General features: G+C 66.4%; 17 protein-coding genes. 7 read left to right on the plus strand and 10 right to left on the minus strand.

Annotated elements, in window-relative coordinates; translation table 11 throughout:
• Positions 1-23 precede the first annotated feature (23 nt).
• A complete protein-coding gene (locus MX571_RS19935; RefSeq protein ID WP_247420610.1) occupies positions 24-791 on the plus strand; it encodes an SDR family NAD(P)-dependent oxidoreductase in 768 nt (255 codons plus the stop codon).
• 112 nt (positions 792-903) lie between these two features.
• Complete coding sequence (gene lpdA, locus MX571_RS19940) at positions 904-2,316, plus strand: dihydrolipoyl dehydrogenase (RefSeq protein WP_379752020.1); 1,413 nt, start codon at positions 904-906, stop codon at positions 2,314-2,316.
• A 75-nt stretch (positions 2,317-2,391) separates the two neighbouring features.
• Here lpdA and MX571_RS19945 read toward each other — a convergent pair whose 3' ends face one another.
• The 4 genes from MX571_RS19945 to MX571_RS19960 all read right to left on the minus strand — a co-directional run bounded on the left by MX571_RS19945 (position 2,392) and on the right by MX571_RS19960 (position 6,871).
• Positions 2,392-3,390, minus strand: a complete 999-nt coding sequence (locus MX571_RS19945) for an alpha-ketoacid dehydrogenase subunit beta (protein ID WP_247420615.1) — start codon at positions 3,388-3,390, stop codon at positions 2,392-2,394.
• Positions 3,390-4,430: a thiamine pyrophosphate-dependent dehydrogenase E1 component subunit alpha gene (locus MX571_RS19950; RefSeq protein WP_247420619.1), complete on the minus strand. Its 1,041-nt coding sequence runs from the start codon at positions 4,428-4,430 to the stop codon at positions 3,390-3,392. The genes MX571_RS19945 and MX571_RS19950 overlap by 1 nt, the downstream gene beginning before the upstream one ends.
• A gap of 70 nt (positions 4,431-4,500) precedes the next feature.
• Positions 4,501-5,982 carry a dihydrolipoamide acetyltransferase family protein gene (locus MX571_RS19955; RefSeq protein WP_247420621.1) on the minus strand — a complete coding sequence of 494 codons (1,482 nt, stop codon included), beginning with the start codon at positions 5,980-5,982 and terminating at the stop codon, positions 4,501-4,503.
• A 100-nt stretch (positions 5,983-6,082) separates the two neighbouring features.
• A complete protein-coding gene (locus MX571_RS19960) occupies positions 6,083-6,871 on the minus strand; it encodes an IclR family transcriptional regulator (RefSeq protein ID WP_247420623.1) in 789 nt (262 codons plus the stop codon).
• A gap of 1,481 nt (positions 6,872-8,352) precedes the next feature.
• Here MX571_RS19960 and MX571_RS19965 point away from each other — a divergent pair.
• On the plus strand, positions 8,353-9,168 hold the full coding sequence (locus tag MX571_RS19965) for an IclR family transcriptional regulator (protein WP_247420626.1): 816 nt from the start codon (positions 8,353-8,355) through the stop codon (positions 9,166-9,168).
• Positions 9,169-9,195: 27 nt separating this feature from the next.
• Here MX571_RS19965 and MX571_RS19970 read toward each other — a convergent pair whose 3' ends face one another.
• The 5 genes from MX571_RS19970 to MX571_RS19990 all read right to left on the minus strand — a co-directional run bounded on the left by MX571_RS19970 (position 9,196) and on the right by MX571_RS19990 (position 14,105).
• On the minus strand, positions 9,196-10,260 hold the full coding sequence (locus MX571_RS19970; RefSeq protein WP_247420628.1) for a 2,3-butanediol dehydrogenase: 1,065 nt from the start codon (positions 10,258-10,260) through the stop codon (positions 9,196-9,198).
• 176 nt (positions 10,261-10,436) lie between these two features.
• The gene (locus MX571_RS19975) at positions 10,437-11,402 is read right to left on the minus strand and encodes a VOC family protein (RefSeq protein ID WP_247420634.1); all 966 of its coding nucleotides are present in this window, start codon (positions 11,400-11,402) and stop codon (positions 10,437-10,439) included.
• Between the two features lie 128 nt (positions 11,403-11,530).
• On the minus strand, positions 11,531-12,289 hold the full coding sequence (locus tag MX571_RS19980; protein WP_247420636.1) for a CoA-transferase subunit beta: 759 nt from the start codon (positions 12,287-12,289) through the stop codon (positions 11,531-11,533).
• Between the two features lies 1 nt (position 12,290).
• The gene (locus MX571_RS19985) at positions 12,291-13,208 is read right to left on the minus strand and encodes a CoA transferase subunit A (protein ID WP_247420639.1); all 918 of its coding nucleotides are present in this window, start codon (positions 13,206-13,208) and stop codon (positions 12,291-12,293) included.
• Between the two features lie 123 nt (positions 13,209-13,331).
• Entirely contained in the window at positions 13,332-14,105 is a 774-nt protein-coding gene (locus MX571_RS19990) for an SDR family NAD(P)-dependent oxidoreductase (protein WP_247420641.1), read from the minus strand.
• 120 nt (positions 14,106-14,225) lie between these two features.
• On the opposite strand from MX571_RS19990, the gene MX571_RS19995 reads away from it, so the two are divergent.
• The 4 genes from MX571_RS19995 (at position 14,226) to MX571_RS20010 (ending at position 18,416) form a co-directional block, all read left to right on the plus strand.
• Complete coding sequence (locus MX571_RS19995) at positions 14,226-14,852, plus strand: FAD-dependent oxidoreductase (RefSeq protein WP_247420643.1); 627 nt, start codon at positions 14,226-14,228, stop codon at positions 14,850-14,852.
• Positions 14,853-15,092: 240 nt separating this feature from the next.
• Positions 15,093-15,956, plus strand: coding sequence for a branched-chain amino acid ABC transporter permease (locus MX571_RS20000; protein ID WP_247420645.1), 864 nt, complete (start codon positions 15,093-15,095; stop codon positions 15,954-15,956).
• Positions 15,953-16,948 carry a branched-chain amino acid ABC transporter permease gene (locus MX571_RS20005; RefSeq protein ID WP_247420648.1) on the plus strand — a complete coding sequence of 332 codons (996 nt, stop codon included), beginning with the start codon at positions 15,953-15,955 and terminating at the stop codon, positions 16,946-16,948. Before MX571_RS20000 ends, MX571_RS20005 begins: the two co-directional genes overlap by 4 nt.
• A gap of 133 nt (positions 16,949-17,081) precedes the next feature.
• A complete protein-coding gene (locus tag MX571_RS20010; RefSeq protein WP_247420650.1) occupies positions 17,082-18,416 on the plus strand; it encodes a nickel pincer cofactor-dependent isomerase, group 22 in 1,335 nt (444 codons plus the stop codon).
• A gap of 56 nt (positions 18,417-18,472) precedes the next feature.
• Here MX571_RS20010 and MX571_RS20015 read toward each other — a convergent pair whose 3' ends face one another.
• Positions 18,473-19,675, minus strand: a complete 1,203-nt coding sequence (locus MX571_RS20015; RefSeq protein ID WP_247420652.1) for an ABC transporter substrate-binding protein — start codon at positions 19,673-19,675, stop codon at positions 18,473-18,475.
• Positions 19,676-19,774: the final 99 nt, after the last annotated feature.

The following is a 19,774-nucleotide window of genomic DNA, read 5'->3' on the forward strand; positions in this document are numbered from 1 at the left end:
GTCGACCCTGTCGCAAGCCATAGATGAGTGTGAGCAGGAGCGAGTTCGACGGACGGACAGCGCTGGTGACCGGTGCAGCCCGGGGAATCGGTCGCGGAATCGCGGAGACGCTCTCGTCGTACGGCTGTACCGTCGTCGTCAACGACGTCGACGGTGACCAGCTGGAGGAGACGGCGGCGGACCTGACCGACGCCGGAGGCGAGGTGGTCGGGCTCGAAGCCGACGTCTCGGACCCCGACGAGGTCGAACTGCTGTTCGACGAGGTCGAAGACCGGTTCGGCGGTCTCGACGTCCTCGTGAACAACGCGGCCATCATCGACCCCGCGGAGTACGACGAGATATCGCCCGAGGGGTGGCGGCGGGTGATGTCGGTCAACCTCGACGGCGTCCACCACTGCTGTTCGACCGGTGCGCCCCTCATCGCCCGCTCGGGTGGCGGGTCCATCGTCAACATCTCCTCGATAGCGGGCAAGCGCATCAGCGTGCTGGCGGGCGCACACTACACCACGTCGAAGTGGGGCGTCATCGGCCTCACGAAGCACGTCGCCGAGGAGTACGGGCCGCGAGGCGTCAGGGTCAACGCCATCTGCCCCGGTCCGACCGAGACGGAGACGATGAGCGGGCTCAACGACGGCGACGGCCACGGGTCGGTCGCCCGAGACGACATCCCCCTCCGGCGGATGGGAGACCCCGCCGACATCGGTCGAGCGGTCGTGGCGCTCTCCTCGGACCTGACGTCGTTCGTGACCGGGACGACGCTCGTCGTCGACGGCGGTTACACCATCAGGTGAGCGTGCGGCGGGAGACGGCGGTCCTCGCCAGTGCGACGTGCGGCGAGTCGCCTACCGACCCGGCGACGCCCCGTGGAACACAAGAACTATCACCGCGCGAGTGACCTATCCGGTGACAATGTCCTCACCCCCCACGGAGACGGACGTCCTGGTAGTCGGTGCTGGCCCCGGCGGGTACGTCGCCGCGATTCGGGCCGGACAGCTCGGACTCGACGTGACGCTCGTGGACGCTGACGCGTTCGGCGGCGTCTGCCTGAACTACGGCTGTATCCCGTCGAAGGCGCTGCTGTCGGCGGCCGACGTCGTCCACGACGCAGGCCACCGGGAGTCGATGGGCATCTACGCCGACCCGTACGTCGACTGGGACGAACTCCTGGAGTGGCAGGCGGGCGTCGTCGCCCGGCTCACCGACGGCGTGAAGGCGCTCTGCCGCGGAGCGGGCGTCGACCTCGTCGACGGTCACGCCCGGTTCGTCGACGAGCACAGCGCGACGGTGACGACGCCCGACGGGACCGACAACGACCTCGCGTTCGACCGTGCGGTCGTCGCGACGGGGAGCCGAGCGGTCGAACTGGAGACGTTCCCGTTCGACGAGGAGGCGGTCCTCACCTCGCGTGACGTCTTCTCGATGGCCGACGTCCCGCGACGCCTGGTCGTCGTCGGGGCGGGGTACATCGGCCTCGAACTGGCGACCCTGTTCGCGAAGCTCGGGACCGAGGTCCGCGTCGTGGAGTTCGAGGACGACGTCCTCCCCGGCTGGGACGACGAGCTACGGGGGCTGCTCCGCGAGCACCTCGAATCGCTCGGCGTCGAGTTCGCGTTCGGGCAGCGAGCGACGGGCTGTACGGTCGGCTCGTCGGGCGTAGTGGTCTCGACGGCGGCAGAGGACGGCACCGAGACGGACCACGAGGCCGACCGGGTCGTCGTCGCCGTCGGTCGCCAGCCCGTGACCGACACCGCCGGACTGGAGCATCTCGGCGTCGAGACGACCGAGCGCGGGTTCGTCGACGTCGACGAGCGGTGCCGGACGTCCCTCGACCACGTGTTCGCCATCGGCGACGTCGCCGGCGAACCGATGCTCGCGCACAAGGCGAGCGCGGAGGGCCACGTCGCGGCCGAGGTGCTCGCCGGCCAGGACGCGTCGATGGCGAATCGGACGATACCCGCCGTCATCTTCACCGACCCCGAGGTCGCCACAGTGGGCCTCTCGGAGACGGACGCCGACGACGCTGGCTACTCCCCCGTCGTCGGGGAGATGCCGTTCGGCGCTAACGGCCGGGCGCTGACCGCCGACAGCCAAGAAGGATTCGTCCGCGTCGTCGTCGACGCGGAGAGCGACGCGATTCTCGGCGCGCAGGTCGTCGGTGCGGACGCCTCCGAACTCGTCGGCGAACTCTGTGTCGCGATCCAGGCGGGTCTCTCTCCGGCCGCCGTCAGCGCGACCGTCCACCCGCACCCGACGCTGTCGGAGGCGGTGATGGAGGCGTGTGCCGACGCTCTCGACGAAGCGATTCACACCAGCTAACCCGAACGAAGCGGGGCACAGCGGCCGCCTCGTCTCGGGGACGGTCGTCGAGTCCGACGACCCCACTCTCGGCCCTCAGAGAACGCGACGAACGGCGCGTTCGACATCCGGAGCGCTCGGCAGCACCTCTGCTTCGAGGCCCGGCGCGAACGGTATCGGCGTGTCGGCGACGCCCACGCGCTGTGGCGGGGCGTCGAGCGTGAAGAACCCCTCCTCCATCACCCGGGCCATCACCTCGGCGTGGAACCCGTAGGACATCGGGCTCTCGTCGGCGACGACCAGCCGACCCGTCTTCGCCACGCTGTCCAGTATCGTCTCGGTGTCGAGCGGGTACAGCGACCGCGGGTCGATGACCTCGACGTCCGCCTCGCCGGCCAGGTCGTCGGCGACGTTCATCGCCTCGCCGAACAGTCGCTGGGTGGCGACGACGGTGACGTCATCGCCGGTCCGTTCGACGCTCGCCTCGCCCAGTGGCACCGTCTGCTCGCCAGTGCGCACCTCGCCGCGTTCGCTGTAGATGGACTTGTTCTCGAAGAACATCACCGGGTCGTCCGACCGGATGCTCTCCTTGATGAGGCCCTTCGCTGCCGCTGGCGTCGCGGGCGCGACGACCTTGATGCCGGGCAGGTGGGAGACGAGCGTGTGGACGGTCCCGGAGTGCTGGGCCGCGGCGCTGACGGTCCCACCCTCCGTCGCGCGGAGGACGAGCGGTACCTCGCTCTCGCCGCCGTACATGTACCGGGTCTTTCCGACCTGGTTCATGATCTGGTCGAAGCAGACCCCGATGAAATCCGAGAAGCTGAGTTCGACGACCGGTCGGAGGCCGGTCGCCGCCGCACCGACGGCGGCACCGACCTGTGCCGCTTCGCTGATGGGCGTGTTCTTCACGCGTCGACCGCCGAACTCGTCGTAGAGGCCAGCGGTGACCTCGAACGACTCGCCGTCGCGTTCGTCCTGCCCGTACAGCATCACCTGCTCGTCGCGCTGTAACTCCTCGCGGAGCCCCTGCCGGATGGCCTCGCGGACGGTCATCGTCTCGGTGCCGTCGCCGCTGCGCGCGTCGGACTGGGCCATCAGTACGCCCCCCAGTCCGGTTCCTCGCGCGCGAGTCGACTCCTGTGCGCCTCGACGTCGGGCACTGCGTCGACGAACACGTCGTCGTACGCCGCTTCTGCGGGGGCCTCCTCGCTCTCCCTGGCGAACGCCAGTGCCTCCTCCATGACGGCCTCGACCTCGTTCCGGAGCGCCTCGTAGTCGTCCTCGGTGATGACACCCTCGTCGAGGAGGGTGTCGGCGTAGTTCCGGATGGGGTCGCGGTGTTCACGCCACTCCTCGATCTCCTCGTCGGTACGGTAGGGCTGCTGGTCGCCCTCGAAGTGGCCCCGGTAGCGGTAGGTCTTCGCCTCGATCAGCGTCGGTCCCTCGGCGAGGGCGCGCGCCTTCGCCTCTGCCATCACGTCGTGTACCGCTTCGACGTCCTGTCCGTCGACGATCTCGCCGGGGATGCCGTAGCTCGCTGCCATGTCAGCGAGGTCCTCGACGTTGTGCTGCTCGTCGAACCGCATCCCCTCCGAGTAGAGGTTGTTCTCGACGACGAATACGACCGGCAGGCCCCACGTGGCGGCGAGGTTGAACGCCTCGTGGACCTGCCCGGCAGCGGTGGCGCCGTCACCGACGAACGCGACGGAGATCCAGTCCGCGTCCTCGTACTGGGCGGTGATACCGGCACCGACCGCCAGCGGGGCGCTCGCGCCGACGATGGGTTGCGCACCGAGCATCCCCTCTTCGAGGGAGGCCACGTGCATCGACCCACCCTTCCCCTCGCAGTACCCCGTCTCCTTCGCGTACAGTTCGGCCAGCGCCCGGTCGGGGTCGAGTCCCTTCGCGATACTGTGGCCGTGCGCTCGGTGCGTACTGGTGATGTAGTCGTCGACGGTGAGCGTCCCGCAGACGCCGACCGCGACCGCCTCCTGGCCCTGCGAGAGGTGTACGAAACCGGGTATCTCTCCGTCGGCGAACCGGTCCTGGACGGTGTCCTCGAACTCCCGCGCGAGGAGCATCCGACGGAGTGCCTCGACGGTACCGTCGGCTGTGCCGAAGTCAATCTGCGTCATCGAGAATCGATTGCCTACGTTCGCACATAGTGGTTTCGATGGTGAGGGTCCCGAGCGCGTGGGAGAACCGTCAGACGAGGTCGGGGGCGTCTTCGAGCGTCGTGGCGAGCGTGTCGAGGAACCGCGCCGCGTCGGCCCCGTCGACGACCCGGTGGTCGAACGAGAGGCTGAACCCGATGGTCCGTCTGAACTCGATGCCCGTCTCCGTCCGGGCGGGGTCCTCGCGGATGGCGTTGACGCCGAGGATGGCGACCTGCGGCGGATTGATGATGGGCGTGAACGTGTCGACGCCGAACACGCCGAGGTTCGAGACCGTGAACGTCCCGCCCTGGAGGTCGCCCGGACGCTGTCGGCCGCCCTGTACTCGCTCCGTCAGTGAGCCGCGTTCGTACGCGATCTCGGTGACAGTCTTCGACTCGACGTCCCGCAGGACCGGCGTCACCAGTCCGGCGTCGACGTCGACGGCGACGCCGACGTTGTGCTCCTCGTACAGTCGGTGGGTGTCGTCCTCGAACGTCGCGTTGAACGCCGGGTGCTCGCCGAGCGTGACGCTGACCGCCTTCAGCAAGATGTCGGAGACCGACACGACGTCGTCGGCCGCCGAACTCGCCCGGAGGAGCGCCTCGGCGTCGACGCGCCTGTCGACGGTGACGTGTGGAGCCTCCCAGCTCCCGCTCAACCGTCGAGCGATGGTCGAGCGCATCCCGCCGAGCGGCCGCTCTTCGACCAGCGTCCGCCCGTCCTGGCCCGACGAGACCGACGTGACCTCGTCACCGGATGTCTGCTGGGTCGCGGACGTGCCTCCCTCACCGGCCGACTCGACGTCGGCTGCGCGGATCGCTCCCCCGGGCCCGCTCCCCGACAGCGTCGCAAGGTCGACACCCAGATCAGACGCCCGTTTCCTGGCCCGGGGCGTCGCCGGTGCCGCGGTCGACCCGGCTCGTTCGACCGTGGCCCCGCCCGGGGCCGACGACGAACCGCTGTCGAGCGTAGCGGTCACGTCCGCCTCGGTCACCGCACCCTTCGGACCGGAGCCACTGACCGACGACAGCGGCAGATTGGCCTCGGACGCCCGTCGCCGCGCTTTCGGCGTCGCCCGCCCGTCGCCGGTCGACTCACCCGCGGCTGGCTGCTCGGTCGACGGGCCGCCAGCCGACGACTGCGCCACGCGCGACGACTCCGACCCCCCATGCGACTGTCCCTGGTCGTCGGTCACCGCGGTGGCCGCGGTATCTGCGGACGCCCCGCCCGTCGCCGCGTCGACCTCGCCGTTCTCCTCCTCGATGTCGGCCAGCAGGTCGTCGATAGCTGCCTCGGCGTCCGCGACGACCCCCAGTGCGGTGCCCGGGGGGACCTCGACGCCCGCCTCCAGCACTCTGTGGCGGAACACGCCGTTCTCGCGGGCGGTGACCTCGGCGGTCGTCTTCTCGGATTCGATCTCCGCGAGCACGTCGCCGTCCTCGACGGCGTCGCCCTCTTCGACGTGCCAGTCGAGGAGAATCCCCGTCTGCATCTCTACGCCCATCTTGGGCATCCGGACGATGTACGCCATCTACCCGTAGCGTCGATACTCCCGTACAAAAAACCTGTGTTGGGGAACGATACGGCGAGATTCGGCGGAATCGGTGCCGTGCCGGTAGCCGCTCACGCCGTCAGTCGACGGTGGACTCCTCCTGCAGTTCCCGCTCGATGTCGGCCTCCAGTTCGTTCACGACCTCGAGCAGTACGGCGACGAACTCCGAGCGGAGTCGCTGGTCGTCGATACGGTACTCGGGACCGCCGACACCGAACGCGCCGAAGATGCGCCCATCGGGGTACGTGACGGCCGCACCGACGGACCGGAGTCCCTCGACCAGTTCGCCGTCGATGGTCGCGTACCCCTGTTCGCGGACTCGCTCTATCTCGGTCCGGAGTTCCGCCCGGTCCGTGATCGTCCTGGGCGTGGTCGCTTCCAGTTCGATGCGGTCGAGCGTCGCTTCGAGTCGGGAGTCGGGGAGCTCCGCGAGCACCGCCTTCCCGCTGACGGTGTTGTGGAGATCGAAGTACTCGCCGACGGTGAATATCGGGTCTCTCGGGTTGTTCTGCTTGCAGTACAGCCCGATCATCCGGTCGCCCTCGGGGACGAGGAAGTTCGCCCCCTCGTCGAGTCGGTCGGCCAACCGTCCCACCTTCGACTCCGCGAACGGATACAGTTCGTTCCTTACCTTGGCGTGTTCACCCAGGTTCGCGAGTCGGAGACCGAGCAGATACTCGTTGTCCTCGCGAACGAGGAGCCCGTTCCGTTCCAGCGTAGACAGGTACCCGTGGATCGTACTCTTCGCGACGCCGAACTCCTCGGCGAGTTCGGCCATCGTCGCCCCGTTGCACTGTTTGACGTACTCCAGAACGTCGATCGCGGTCGTCACCGTCGTCAGTTCCCGGCCAGGGGAGGGGGCGGTCATAGAGTATGCGTCGTTCCGATGGACAATAACGGTTCGGTATATGTGAAACGATGTTCTCACCGGCTGGACCGGTCGGTTCCCCACCATCACGTCCCGTTCGACCAGTGCTAGGACGAATCAGTGAGAGAACCCTCAGAGGAACTGCAGGAGGCGAGGTCCCAAAATGCGTCCCGTATCTTGCTCTACTGTCCGATTCGAGTACGATGAGGTGAGACGAGACCATCCCCCCTCGACAATGGTAACCAATGAACCCCCTCGACCGACACCGACATCTTCATCGATCGGTGCACTGACGATATTCACGACGACTACCGCACTGAACGATATACGTTCAGTAATTTTGCCTCTGGCCTCCCGCTTCGCGAACCGTGAGCGCTCGAGAGTAGTCGTAAGTGTATCTCGACGGTGAGGACAGTCGTATCTATCGACTTCTGTCAGTGTTCGCGATATTCGAACGGTCTTTTACGATCGATGATTAGGCCCGGTGATTCCCGATTCGTCGAACGCCTCTTCAGTAATTTCTATTACCACCCTTTTCGTATCATACCGTTATCGGATTCGACGTAGGGTGGTTCAGCCGAGTTCCCATATTTCGTACAGAATGTCATTCACCACCACACCACGTGCGACGGTCGAAGGTGCGATCACCGAATGCCAGTCACAGTGGTCGAAGACGACTCTTCGAGTGCCCGGTCCGACGAACTCAGAGCCGGAGACCACCAGCGTTCATAACAACAGTATTCCTGTTATAACCTGAAATCTCATCTGGAGTACTCTTCGGGAGCGAATCGATACGGTCGCCGGCACCACTCGATAACGAGACAGCCCCCTCGTAACAAGCCTATTTTCGTTATCCAGAAGCAACTGTGCCGACCGCTGTCGCCATCTCACTGCTCCGACGGACCCCACCAGCGTTTGGTCGTTTCATGAGTCATTCTCGCACCCGATACTGTACACGAGGGATAGAAAGCACCATTTGACGAGTTTACCCCGTTATAAAATACGAATTGCGTCTTATTCGGCCTATATTTCGTATTTTCGTATGGTTTGGAGGCAGACAGGAGTAAAGTCACATATTTCGTCTCGGGAACGGCAATATCTGACAGTGAAACCGATTTTGGTACGTCTTCTCGTCCCGAGGGATCGCCCGCGTGGTCGCGGAGGAACAGTTCGCGCCGCCTGACCGCCCTCGCCGGCTCTCAAGTAGATTCCGTCCCGCCAGCGAGTTGGTGTACGACAGCCATCGAGGTACCACTCTGCGGCTATTCTGTGCTTCCACGGTCGAGCGACAGGGTGACGACCGCGAGAGTGGCTGTCCAACGTGCTCGTGCTACACTCTGTTCCGACCGCCGGTCGGCGGCTGGCGTTCGTCTCCATCACACGTACATCGAATATATGGATGTGGTTACCCAATACAAACGGAGCCAGGAATCGGTTTACCCATGGTAAAATATTTCTGGTAGTGGGTGCTGGTTCGGGTCATGGGGCAAGCCAACGACCAACACAACTCCGCGGGGTCGAAGAACGGCGTCCAGGCCGTCGAGACGTCGTTCGAGATCGTCGAGGCGCTGAAAGCGATGGGTGGTGGACGAGTCACCGACATCGTGGACGCGACGGGACTGTCGAAGGGCGCCGTGTACAAACACCTCACGACGCTGATGGGCCACGACTTCGTCGTGAAGCGTGGCCACCAGTACACGCTGGGGTTCCGCTTCCTCGACTACGGTGGCTACCTCCGCGCGAACTACATCGGGTCGGAGCTGATCAAACCGCAGATCCAGGACCTGGCGGAGACGACGAACGAGGTCGCCCTGTTCGCTATCCCGGAGAAAGACCGGGTGATCACGCTGTTCCGGGAGAACGGGAGCAACGGCGTCCACACGCGAACCCGCCTGGGTCGCCGCCTCTTCATGAACCAGACGGCCGGCGGGAAGGCGATGCTCTCGCAGTTCTCGGAGGCCGAGGTTCGGGGACTCGTCGACCGGGTCGGCCTGCCAGCCGCCAACGAGAACACGATCACCGACCTGGACGAACTGCTCGAGGAACTGGAGACGATCCGGGAACAGGGGTTCGCACTGAACCGCGAGGAGAGCACGAACGGCCTGGAAGCCGTCTCGGTTCCGCTGACCCCCGACGGGAACGTCGTCGGCGCGTGTGGGGTCTGTGGCCCCCGTCACCGGATGAGCGAACAGCGACTCACGGAGGAGATACCCGACCTGTTGCTCAGCGTCGTCAACGAACTCGAACTGAACATCACGCACTCGAACGGCCCCGTCCAGATGTTCTGTCCGGAGTAGTCCTCCGTACTCTCGTTTCGTCGCTGGCTACGGCTCGACGAGGACCTTCACCGCGTCGCTCTCCTCGTCGAGCAGTCGCTCGAACCCCTCGTCGACGACGTCGCCCAGGTCGATTCGCGACGTGATCAGCGGCTCCGGGTCGAAGGCACCCGAGGCAAACTTCTCGAGCGTGACCCCGAACTCCTCGGCGGAGCGTGGGCCGCCGTGGAACGCCGCCGTGCCGACGACGGTGCGTTCGGCGGTCACGAGGTGGATGGGCTCAATCGACACCGCCTCCTCGAACAGGCTGACGATGGTCGTCGTCCCTCCCGACCGGGTGCTAGTGAGCGCCTGATTCAGCGACGGTTCGACGCCAGCGACCTCGAAGGTCACGTCTACACCGCCATCAGTCCGTTCGGTCAGGTACTCCACCGGGTCGGTCGCGGTGGGGTCGAGCACCTCGTCGGCACCGCACTCTTCAGCCAACTCGCGTCGGTGGGGGTTCGGTTCGGAGACGTAGACCGGGTCTGCACCAGTGGCAGCCGCGGCCTGCACGACGGCGAGACCGATGGGACCGCTCCCGAACACGGCGACGCTGTCGCCCAGACCGAGCCCCGAACGCTCGACGGCGTGGACGCCGACGGTGAACGGTTCGGCGAGCGCCGCGACTTCGACGGGCACCGCCTCCGGGAGCGGGACGACCTGGTCGGCCGAGACGACGACGTTCTCGGCGAACCCGCCACCGCCGCCCGAGAGGCCGACGAACCCGCCCGAAGCGCAGAGGTGGTAGTTCCCCTCGGCGCAGTACCGACAGTCGCCACACCAGACGATGGGGTTGACCGCGACCTCGGTTCCAGTGGAGACCTCGGCGCCGTCGCCCCCCTCCGTCACGGTGCCGGCGAACTCGTGGCCGATGGTGATGGGAAGCGACTCGCCGGTGACCGGGTGCGGGGAGTCGGGGATGGTGATGGGTCCGGCGGCGTACTCGTGGAGGTCCGAGCCACAGATGCCACACGCCGCCACCTCGACGCGTACCTGATTCGGCCCGAGCGACTGCGGTTCGACCTCCTCGACGCGGACGTCCTGCGGCCCGTAGTACCGTGCTGCACGCATGCCACTCGCTACCGAGCAGCAGGCAATAAGCCTTGGCGTCGACCCGAGGGGACAGGAGCGAGAAACGAGGGGCGAAGCGACGAGAGAACGCGCGAGCGGGAGTGAGAGGGGTAGTGAAGAACGGAGAGGGGTCCAGAAAAACCGTCGGCAGAGAATGGGGACGAGGGACGACCGGTCTACCGGTTTCGCTTGGTGTCGAGCGTCGGCAGCATCTCCTCGATGCGCTCGATGTCGACGTCCAGCCACTCCGGCACCTTCAGTTCGTCGCCGTACTCGGAGGGGTCCTGGTCGATGTCGAAGCCGGGACCCATCGTCGCGTACTCGAAGATGGCTCCACCGGGTTCGGTGATGTACCGCGAGTGGAAGTAGTCGCGGTCCTTCCGCGAGGTGGTGATGTAGCCGTTCTCCCGGAGGTCGTCGCTTATCTGGTCCTGCTCCCAGTCGTTCTCCACCTGGAACGCGACGTGGAGGTACGTCCCGATGCCCATCACGCCGGTCGGCGCGTTCGGACGGATGAGGACGTCGACGTACCGGCCACACGGCGCGTCACCGGGCGCTTCGTAGCGGAAGCGGTCACCCGCCTGCGGGTGGGTCGCCTCGCCGATGCAGTCCCAGCCCATGACCTCGAGGACGTCCATCGTCCCGGCCGGGTCCGACGAGTGGAGCGTCGTGTTGAACATCCCGCGGATGCCGTGTTCGGCCGGGACATCGCTGTCGCCGGTCCACGGCTCGATGTCGGACTCGCCCGTGACGAGTTCGTAGGGGAGGCCGTCCGGGTCGGTGAACCCGATGGCCGTCTCGTCGAAGCGCTCTTCGACCGTGTACTCGACATCGTGGTCCTCGAAGCGGTCGGTCCAGTAGTCGACGGAGCCTTCGGGAATCGTCAGGCCGACCGAACTCATCATCCCCTTGCCCACCATGCCCTCCTCCATCGGCATGTTGGTCATCGGGAAGTACGTCACGACGGTGCCGGGCGTCCCCGTCTCGTCGGCGTAGTAGAGGTGGTAGATCTTCTCCGGGACGTCGAACCGGACGGTTCGCTTGACGAATCGCAGACCGAGCACGTCCACGAAGAAGTCGTGGTTCACCTGCGGGTCGTCACAGAACGCCGTTACGTGGTGTATCCCATTGATGTCTGGCATGGTATGATACAACTCAACAGTAACGTGGCCCCCGTCATAACCTTTGCTGAAAAATACCGCGACGGGGATTCCCCGAACAATGTTCGACGCGTCACCGGGTCGCGAGGGCTATCGCTCGGGACAGCCGGCTACCCGGTGTAGATGCCGTCTGGGTCGAGTTCGTTTCGGATGAGCGCGACCTCCCGGTCCGTCGGGGGGTCGGTCGTCTCCAGGTCCGACGCGAACTGGAGGTCCCAGCCGGTCGCGTCCTGGACCGCCTCACGCTCGACGCCGGGATGGAGCGACTCGACGTACATCTCGCCCTCGTCGTCGAACCGCATCACCGCCATGTCCGTGATGACCGCCTCGGGGCCGCCTCTGAGACCGAGGTCCTTTCGGTTCTGACGACCCCCGACGTAGCCCGGACTCGTCACGAAGTCCACCTCCTCGGGAAAGCGGCGCTCGCTGTGTGGCGTGATGACGATGGTACGGTGGGTGTTGCTCGCTATCTCGCAGGCCCCGCCGCTCCCCGGGAGTCGGACGGTCGGGTCGTCGTACTCCCCGATGACCGTCGAGTTTATGTTGCCGTGCCGGTCGATCTGTGCACCGCCGAGGAACCCGACGTCGATGCGACCGGACTGCAGGTAGTAGCCGAAGCCCTGTACCATCGGGACGATGCTGCGGGCGTTCGTCGCGAGCACCGGGTCCCCGATGGACAGCGGCAGTTTCGAGGGGTTGGAGTCGATGGTCCCCGACTCGTACACCATCTCCAGGTCGGGGGCGTGCGTCCGCTTCGCGAGGTTGCACGCGAGGTTCGGGACGCCGACGCCGACCAGCGTCGTGTCGCCGTTCTCCAGTTCCGTCGCCGCTCGGCTGACCATCAGTTCGGTGTCGGTGTAGTCCGTCATCTCAGTACTCCCCCATGTCGATGGGCGTCCCGTAGTTCGACCGTGGCTGCAGGTCGAGGAACCGCTCGGTACCCAGTTTCGCGAGGTACTCCCGTCGACTGTCGACGCCGTACACCCACTCGTCGAGCCACTCGACGGTCGTCTCGTGGGACTCCGACTGCTGGTCCCAGTCGAGGTAGGCGTCGTTGTCCCGGTCGTAGTAGCCCTGCGCGTACGACGGGTGGGAGCCGTACGGTTCCTCGACGACGTAGTCGACCACCGTCCCCGGTATCAGCGTCCGGTTCGGGTCGCTCCGAATCACGTCCGAGTCGACGATCTCCTCGACGCTCAGGACGACGGTGTCGGCCGCGAAGGCGGCCTCGACCATCTCGCCGACGATACCCCAGAGCTGTCCGTTGCCGTCCGCGTCGGCCCGCTGTGCCCTGACGACCGCTATGTCCGGATTCAGCGGCGGAACGACCGGAATCTCGGGCGGGCCGTCGTCGTAGGGGTTCTCGACGGTCCGGATGCCGTCGGTGTGCTCGGGGTAGCTCGACCCGACGTACGTCCGGAGCGGAAGGAACGGAAGGTCCTGTGCGCCCGCCGCGAGGCGGGTGACGAGGCCGAAGTGCGAGTACTCCTCGAGGGCGAGTTCGTTCGGGACGCCCTCCTCCACTGCGCGACGGAACGCCCGCAGGCTCCCGACGCCTGGGTTCCCCGCCCACGAGAAGGTGACCGCGCTCGCACAGCCAGCCGCTATCATCTGGTCGTAGACGAGGTCCGGCGTCGCCCTGACGAGCGTCAGGTCCCGTCGTCCCTGTCGGATTATCTCGTGGCCGGCCGCGAACGGGATGAGGTGGGTGAACCCGCCCAGATAGAGGCTCTGGCCGTCCTCGACCGTCTCCGCTATCGCCCGGTCCATCTCGACTAGCTCCGGCATCTACGGGACCCTCCCGAACGCCGACGCTACTCGACACGCTGCGTTGCCCATGCGCCTTGGTATCAGTCCGTCTATTATAACTCTCCGGTCGGTGGTACGACGCGCCGGTGGGGCCACGGCAGACTACGGCCCACCGATGTTCACCCACCCACCGTCGACGAGGATGGACTCCGCGGTGACGTACGACGCCTGGTCGCTGGCGAGGAACGCGGTGACGTTCCCGACGTCCCTGGGCGTCCCGAGTCGCTCCATCACCGTCTCCTCGGCCCGCGCCGTCGCGGCCTCGGGGTCGTGGTTCTCGGCGAGTCCGGTCTCGTCTGTGAACCCCGGCTGGACGGCGTTGACGCGCACCTCCGGCCCGAGGAGGTCCGCGATGGCGTAGGTCATCGACTTCACGCCACCTTTCGCGGCGCAGTAGAGGATAGAGCCCGGTTCGACGAACCCCTGGTCGGCCGCGGTGCTCGCGACGTTGACGATGGAGCCGCCGCCGTTCTCCAGCATCCGTTCGCCGGCGGCCTGACAGCCGTAGTACGCCCCCTTCAGGTTCACGTCGACGAGCGTGTCGAAGTCCTCGTCGGTCGTCTCGAAGAACTCCACCGAGTGGACGATGCCCGCGTTGTTCACCATCACGTCGACGCCGCCGAACGCCTCGGCCTCGTCGACCGCTCCGACGAGGTCGTCGTAGTCCGTCACGTCGCACTCGACGAACAGGCCCCGCGAGTCCGTCTCGTCGTCGACCGCCTCCAGCGTCGGCGTCGTGTCCGGCGTCCGTGGCTGGTCGTTCAGGTCGGCGACGACCACGTCCGCCCCCTTCTCCGCGAGTGTCAGTGTTATTCCGCGCCCGATACCGCTGGCACCGCCGGTGACGATTGCCGTCTTTCCACTCAGGTCCGACATGTGCGCACAGTTACCACGACCCGATATCAAAGCTCCGGTCGGGGGGACGAGACCGCGTGGGCGCCAGGCAACACCGAGAGCGTGGATACCTTTATTACCGACTCGGCAGGTGTGGTGGACATGCCCGAGTCGAGCATCACGAGGCTGGAGACCGTCGGGACCGACACGATTGCCATCGAGGTCGAGACACCGGCCGGGTTCGAGGCCCGGCCTGGTCAGTTCGTCCTGGTACGGGCGACCGTCGACGGCGAGGAGGAGTCGGGGTACTACACCATCTCCTCGCCGACGGTCGGCGAGACGTTCGAGATGACCGTGGCCGTCGACCCCGACGGGACGCTCGGCCCGTGGCTGGGAGGGCGGACGCTAGGCGACGACGTCACCGTCGAGGGACCGTTCGGCGACGTCCAGTACACCGACGACGGCGACGTCCTCGTGCTGGCAGGTGGACCGGGTATCGGCCCGGCGGTCGGTATCGCCGAGCGAGCGCTCGACACGGGGCACGAGGCGACGGTCGTCTACGGTGGCAGCGAACCACCGCACGGTCGCCGGCTGACGGCGCTGGAGGAAGCGGGAGCGACGGTCGTCCTCTCGGACGACCTGGCCTCGGCGGTCGGGTCGCTCGACGTCGACGGGGTCCAGACGTACGTGTTCGGGTTCCGCGGGTTCGTCGAGGAGGCCAGAGCGGCGCTGACCGACGCGGGCGTCGACCTCGACGACGTCGAGATAGAGGGGTTCGGCCCGGAGTGAGCCACCGGCGGACGACGAGCGACCGTCAGCACCAGTAGCGCAGCCGTGCGCCGCCGAGGACGGGAGACGACCCAACGAAGCGGGAGCGTGCACGAGAGAGCGCGGTGCCGTGCGTGAGAATATCACTACCGGCCGACGTCGCCTCCGAGCGGTTCTGAGAGCGCCGTCTGAGCCCAGTTGCGGTCTGCCCTCACCAAAACCTATAAGAAACCAGTCCGCACAGGACTCAAGCGAATGTCCATGATAGTTGCCCAACTGTCCCGTATCGGGGCATTACTGGTCGATGGGCTGAGCATCGGTCTCCTCTACGCGATGCTCGGCCTCGGAATCACACTGGTGTTCGGGCTCGGCGGTATCCTGAACCTGGCGCTCGGCGTGTTCTGCGTCATCGCACTGCTCATCGTCTTCGAACTGGCCGGAGCGGTCCCCCTCGTCGCCGCGGTGGTCATCGCCGTCGTGGCGACGGCGGCGCTCGGGTTGACGACCGAACAGACGCTGTTCAGGCTCGTCTACCGGTCGGAGGGCGACGACCGACTCCTGCTGGGCATCTTCACGACGCTCGGCCTCTCCATCCTCCTCCAGGGGGTGCTCTCGCTGGAGTACTCGGGGCTGTTCTCGATACCGATGGAGTTCTCGTCGTACAACCTGTTCGGGACGGTCGTCCGGGGGAGTTCGGTCACCATCATCGCCCTCTCGCTGGTGACGCTGCTGGCGATGTACCTGTTCTTCAGTCGGACGTACACCGGGATGGCCACGCGGACAATCATGCAGGACGAGACGGGGGCGACGCTCTGTGGCATCGACACGGGCCGGATGCGGTCGCTCGTCTTCGTACTGAGCATCGGTATCGCCGCGTTCGCGGGCATCCTCTACGGCCTCTCGTTCGAGGCCGGAGTCTCCGACTCGTTCGACCTCACCATCACCGCGGTCATCGTCTCCATCGTCGGCGGCGTGACGAGCATCCTCGGCGTCGTCGTCGCCGGTATCCTGCTGGGCATCCTGACGACGTTCATCAGCGCGTTCCTGGGGTCGTACATCTCGACCATCGCGCTGTTCGGGGCGGCTATCGTGGTCCTCCTCGCCAAACCGGAGGGTATCCAATGAACTGGGACCTCCGCCGCATCGCGCCCGTCGCGGTCGTCCTCCTGCTCATCCCGCCGCTGTTCTTCAGCGAGAGCGTGACCTACATCTCCCGCATCTTCATCCTGATGGCGCTGTACGCCATCCTCACCATCTCCCTCAACATCGTCTTCGGCCACACCGACCAGCTGCTCCTGTTCACCGGCGCCGTCACGGGCATCGGCGCGTACACCACCGCGCTCTCCGCCGAGGCCCTCGGCGTCTCGCCGTGGCTGACGCTCCTCTTCGGAGCCGTCGTCGCGGCGCTCATCGGTGCGCTCGTCTGTTACGTGGCCGCCATCCGCGAACTGACGGTCATCGTCATCTCCATCCTCACGCTGGCCCTGCAGTTCTCCATCATCGAGCTCATCAACAGCCAGCGGGCCATCACTGGTGGGGTGACGGGACTGACCTTCACCGGCCTCCGTATCGAACAGCTAGAGGAGGCGCTCGGGGTGAGTCCGAACGTCGTCCTCTTCTACGTCCTGGGGGCGCTCCTCCTCGGTCTCATGGTGTTCTACCAGTTCCTGATGAACTCGAAGTACGGGCTGGCGTTCGACATGATCCGACAGGACGAGGTGGCGGCCGAGTCCGCCGGTCTCGACGTGGTCCGGTACAAGACCATCGCCGGGTTCACCGCGACGTTCGTCATGGGGCTCACGGGGCCGTTCTTCGCGCAGTTGGCGGGGTACGCGACGCCGCGGCTGTTCTCGTTCAACTCCATCGACGTGCTCATCCTCATCATGCTCATCGTCGGCGGACTGCGGACGATGTACGGCCCGCTCGTCGGCGCGTTCGTCATCATCCTCCTCGACCAGCAGCTCAGGAACTTCGCCGAGTACCGCTCCATCATCTTCGGCGTCCTGCTCATCTTCCTGTTCCTCTACTTCCGGGACGGCGTCGTCCCGTTCGTCGACAGCCACCTCGAACGGTACAACATCAAACGCCGGGTGGTGAACTTACGCCCCGGTTCGTGACGGCGGCCGAGTGACGCGTCTCGGTCGCCCGAGGTAGCTGACTCGTGACCGCACACCGGGCCTGCCAGCACCACCATCACCGCCCGCTCGCCACCACGAGGCTATTTATCGGCCCCTCACCTACCGCCGAGCCATGCCAGAGCTACCCGACCTGACCGTCCCCGAACGCGTCGTCGAGGACACCTGCGGCGAGACGCCGCTGCCAGCGATGGGGCTGATAGAGCAGGTGTGGGAACGCGACCCGATTCCGGAGGCCGACCTCGCCGAACGAGCGGCGGAGGCAGTCCGCTCGCTCCCGTTCGACGACGTCCCCGACGGCGGCACCGTCGCCCTCGGGGTCGGGAGTCGCGGCATCGCCAACCTGCCGACCATCGTCGCTGGCGTCGTCGAGGGCGTCCGCGACCTGGGGTTCGAGCCCATCGTCGTCCCGGCGATGGGGAGCCACGGCGGAGCGACGGCCGAGGGCCAGCGCGAGAAACTCGCCGCACTCGGCGTCACCGAGGAGCGGGTCGACTGCGAGGTCAGGTCGAGCATGGACGTCGTGCAGGTCGGCGAGACGCCCGAGCGTGGCGTCCCGCTGTACTTCGACGCCGTCGCCGCCGAGGCCGACGCCATCGTCCCCGTCAACCGCGTCAAGCCCCACACCGACTTCGACGGGAGCGTCGAGAGCGGCCTGTCGAAGATGATCGTCATCGGCCTCGGAAAACAGCGCGGCGCGAAAGTCGCCCACGACTGGGCCGTCGACTGGAGCTTCCGGAACATGATCCCCGAGATAACGACGCAGCTCCTCGACGCACTCCCCATCGTCGGCGGCGTCGCCATCGTCGAGGACCAGCGCGACGAGACGACCATCCTCGAAGGCATCCCGCCGTCGGGGTTCCTCGACCGGGAGCGCGAGCTGCTGGAGACGGCCTACGAGGTCATGCCGAAGCTCCCGTTCGACGAGGTGGACGTGGTCGTCTTCGACCGGCAGGGCAAGGACATCAGCGGGCAGGGCATCGACACGAACGTCATCGGTCGCCGCCCGTTCGCCATCAACGAGCCCGAACCGGACGCGCCGGACGTGAAGCGCATCTACGTCCGCTCGCTCACCGAGACGACGAAGGGGAACGCGATGGGCGTCGGCTCGGCCGACTTCGTCCACCGCGACCTCTACGAGGCCATCGACGCCTCGAAGTCGCTCATCAACGCTATCACGGCGAGCACGACGCGGGGGGTTCGACTCCCGCCCGTCGTCGAGACGGACCGCGCCGGACTCGTCGCCTCGCTGTCGACCATCGGAGTCGTCGACCCCGAGTCCGTCCGCGTCCTCCGGGCGACCGACACGATGCACCTGAACCGGCTGTACGCCTCGGAAGCGCTCGTCGAGGCGGCACGGGAGCGCTCCGACCTCCGCGTCGTCCGGGAGCCAGCGCCCATCGAGTTCGACGACGGGGAGTTCGCTGCTCCACCACCAGACGAGGTGTGAGCAGCGGCGCTGGCGGGGAGAGGAGAGAGCGAGAAGAGACGGGGCCGACTCGGCGCTCAGTTGAGGTCGAGCGAGCCCGGTTCGAACGCCGGGAGCGGGTCCGTCCGGAACTCCTCGACAGGGGCGAACGCGCCGTCGGACCAGAACTCGGGTGAGCTCTCGACGTCGAAGCCGTTGTAGATCTGGACGGTGTTCTTCGGTTCGCCCCACTCAGTGTACTCCAGGGGACTCGCGTACAGCAGGTCGAAGCTCCCCGTCCGGGTGGCCTCCGCGATGTCCGTCGGGTCCGTCGACCCGGCCTCCTCGATGGACTGGGCGACCAACTGCACCGCGGTGTAGCCCGCGACCTGTGCGTGGTCGAACAGCCCCCCGAACTCGCTGTCCTCGTTGAACGCCGACGCTTGCTCGGCGTACTTGTCGCTGTACATGTCGGTGAGGTTGAACGAGGCGAACGACTGGCCGATGTTGTCGCCCATGGCGTTGTAGTCGGCCTCCATCGGCGTGATGGCACCGAGGAACAGGTCCGGCTCCAGCCCGATCTCGTACATCTGCGGGTAGAGGGAGCTCACACCCGCCGGGTGGGCGGTGCCGAGGAACACCTCGATGTCGTCCGGGAAGTTCCGAAGCTGCGGGACGAAGTCCGTCTGCGGGATGGGCGCGCTGTCGCTGGTGATGTTGATGTCGTCAGGGAAGTACTCCTCGACGGCCGCCCCGTACTCGTCGCCCCAGACGCCGTCCTCGTAGATGAGGCCGATCTCCGTGTACCCGCGGTCCTCGACGAGTTGGGCCTGCGCACGGCCGACGGTAGGGGTGGCCGGGAGCGCCGTCCGGAACGTGTAGCGTGCTTCTTTCGGGACGACCGCCACGGCACCGGCCGCGTGGAGGTAGAGCGGGACCTCCTTCTGCTCGGCGACGTCGCCGACCCGGATACCCACCTCGGAAGCTCCGGGACCGATACCGGCGACGGCGTCGTTCTGCTCGACCGCCTCGGTGAACGCGCTCACGGCGTCCTGCGCGTTCGACGCGGTGTCGACCGTCCGGATGCGGATCTGCCGGTCGCGGACGCCGCCCTCGTCGTTGATCTGCTTGGCTGCGAACTCCGCTCCGGCCCGATGTCGAGGGCCGTAGACCGAGAACGGGCCGGAGAGCGGTTCGAGCGCCGAGATGACGATGGGGCTGCCGTCACCGCTCCCGTTGCCATCACCGCCGCCGCCGCTCGTCAGGTCGGTGAGACAGCCGGCAGCGAGCGTGGCTGTCACACCGGCACCGGTCGCTTTCAGGAAGTTACGTCTCTTCGTGACTGCTGTGGGCTTGCGAGTCATTACCACTATCCCCTACCGGGTATACGGAGATATTTA

Origin of the sequence: Halomarina salina (genome assembly GCF_023074835.1) — an archaeon.
GTDB lineage: Archaea > Halobacteriota > Halobacteria > Halobacteriales > Haloarculaceae > Halomarina > Halomarina salina.

Bases quoted from the DNA above. Each gene is read 5' to 3' on its own strand.
- MX571_RS20010 (WP_247420650.1), top strand. From the start codon at position 17,082: ATGCCAGAGCTACCCGACCTGACCGTCCCCGAACGCGTCGTCGAGGAC.
- MX571_RS19980 (WP_247420636.1), bottom strand. From the start codon at position 12,289: ATGACGGACTACACCGACACCGAACTGATGGTCAGCCGAGCGGCGACG.
- MX571_RS19935 (WP_247420610.1), top strand. From the start codon at position 24: ATGAGTGTGAGCAGGAGCGAGTTCGACGGACGGACAGCGCTGGTGACC.
- MX571_RS19970 (WP_247420628.1), bottom strand. From the start codon at position 10,260: ATGCGTGCAGCACGGTACTACGGGCCGCAGGACGTCCGCGTCGAGGAG.
- MX571_RS19950 (WP_247420619.1), bottom strand. From the start codon at position 4,430: ATGACGCAGATTGACTTCGGCACAGCCGACGGTACCGTCGAGGCACTC.
- MX571_RS19985 (WP_247420639.1), bottom strand. From the start codon at position 13,208: ATGCCGGAGCTAGTCGAGATGGACCGGGCGATAGCGGAGACGGTCGAG.
- MX571_RS20000 (WP_247420645.1), top strand. From the start codon at position 15,093: ATGATAGTTGCCCAACTGTCCCGTATCGGGGCATTACTGGTCGATGGG.
- MX571_RS19975 (WP_247420634.1), bottom strand. From the start codon at position 11,402: ATGCCAGACATCAATGGGATACACCACGTAACGGCGTTCTGTGACGAC.
- MX571_RS20005 (WP_247420648.1), top strand. From the start codon at position 15,953: ATGAACTGGGACCTCCGCCGCATCGCGCCCGTCGCGGTCGTCCTCCTG.
- MX571_RS19965 (WP_247420626.1), top strand. From the start codon at position 8,353: ATGGGGCAAGCCAACGACCAACACAACTCCGCGGGGTCGAAGAACGGC.
- MX571_RS19945 (WP_247420615.1), bottom strand. From the start codon at position 3,390: ATGGCCCAGTCCGACGCGCGCAGCGGCGACGGCACCGAGACGATGACC.
- MX571_RS19995 (WP_247420643.1), top strand. From the start codon at position 14,226: ATGCCCGAGTCGAGCATCACGAGGCTGGAGACCGTCGGGACCGACACG.
- MX571_RS19960 (WP_247420623.1), bottom strand. From the start codon at position 6,871: ATGACCGCCCCCTCCCCTGGCCGGGAACTGACGACGGTGACGACCGCG.
- MX571_RS19990 (WP_247420641.1), bottom strand. From the start codon at position 14,105: ATGTCGGACCTGAGTGGAAAGACGGCAATCGTCACCGGCGGTGCCAGC.
- MX571_RS19955 (WP_247420621.1), bottom strand. From the start codon at position 5,982: ATGGCGTACATCGTCCGGATGCCCAAGATGGGCGTAGAGATGCAGACG.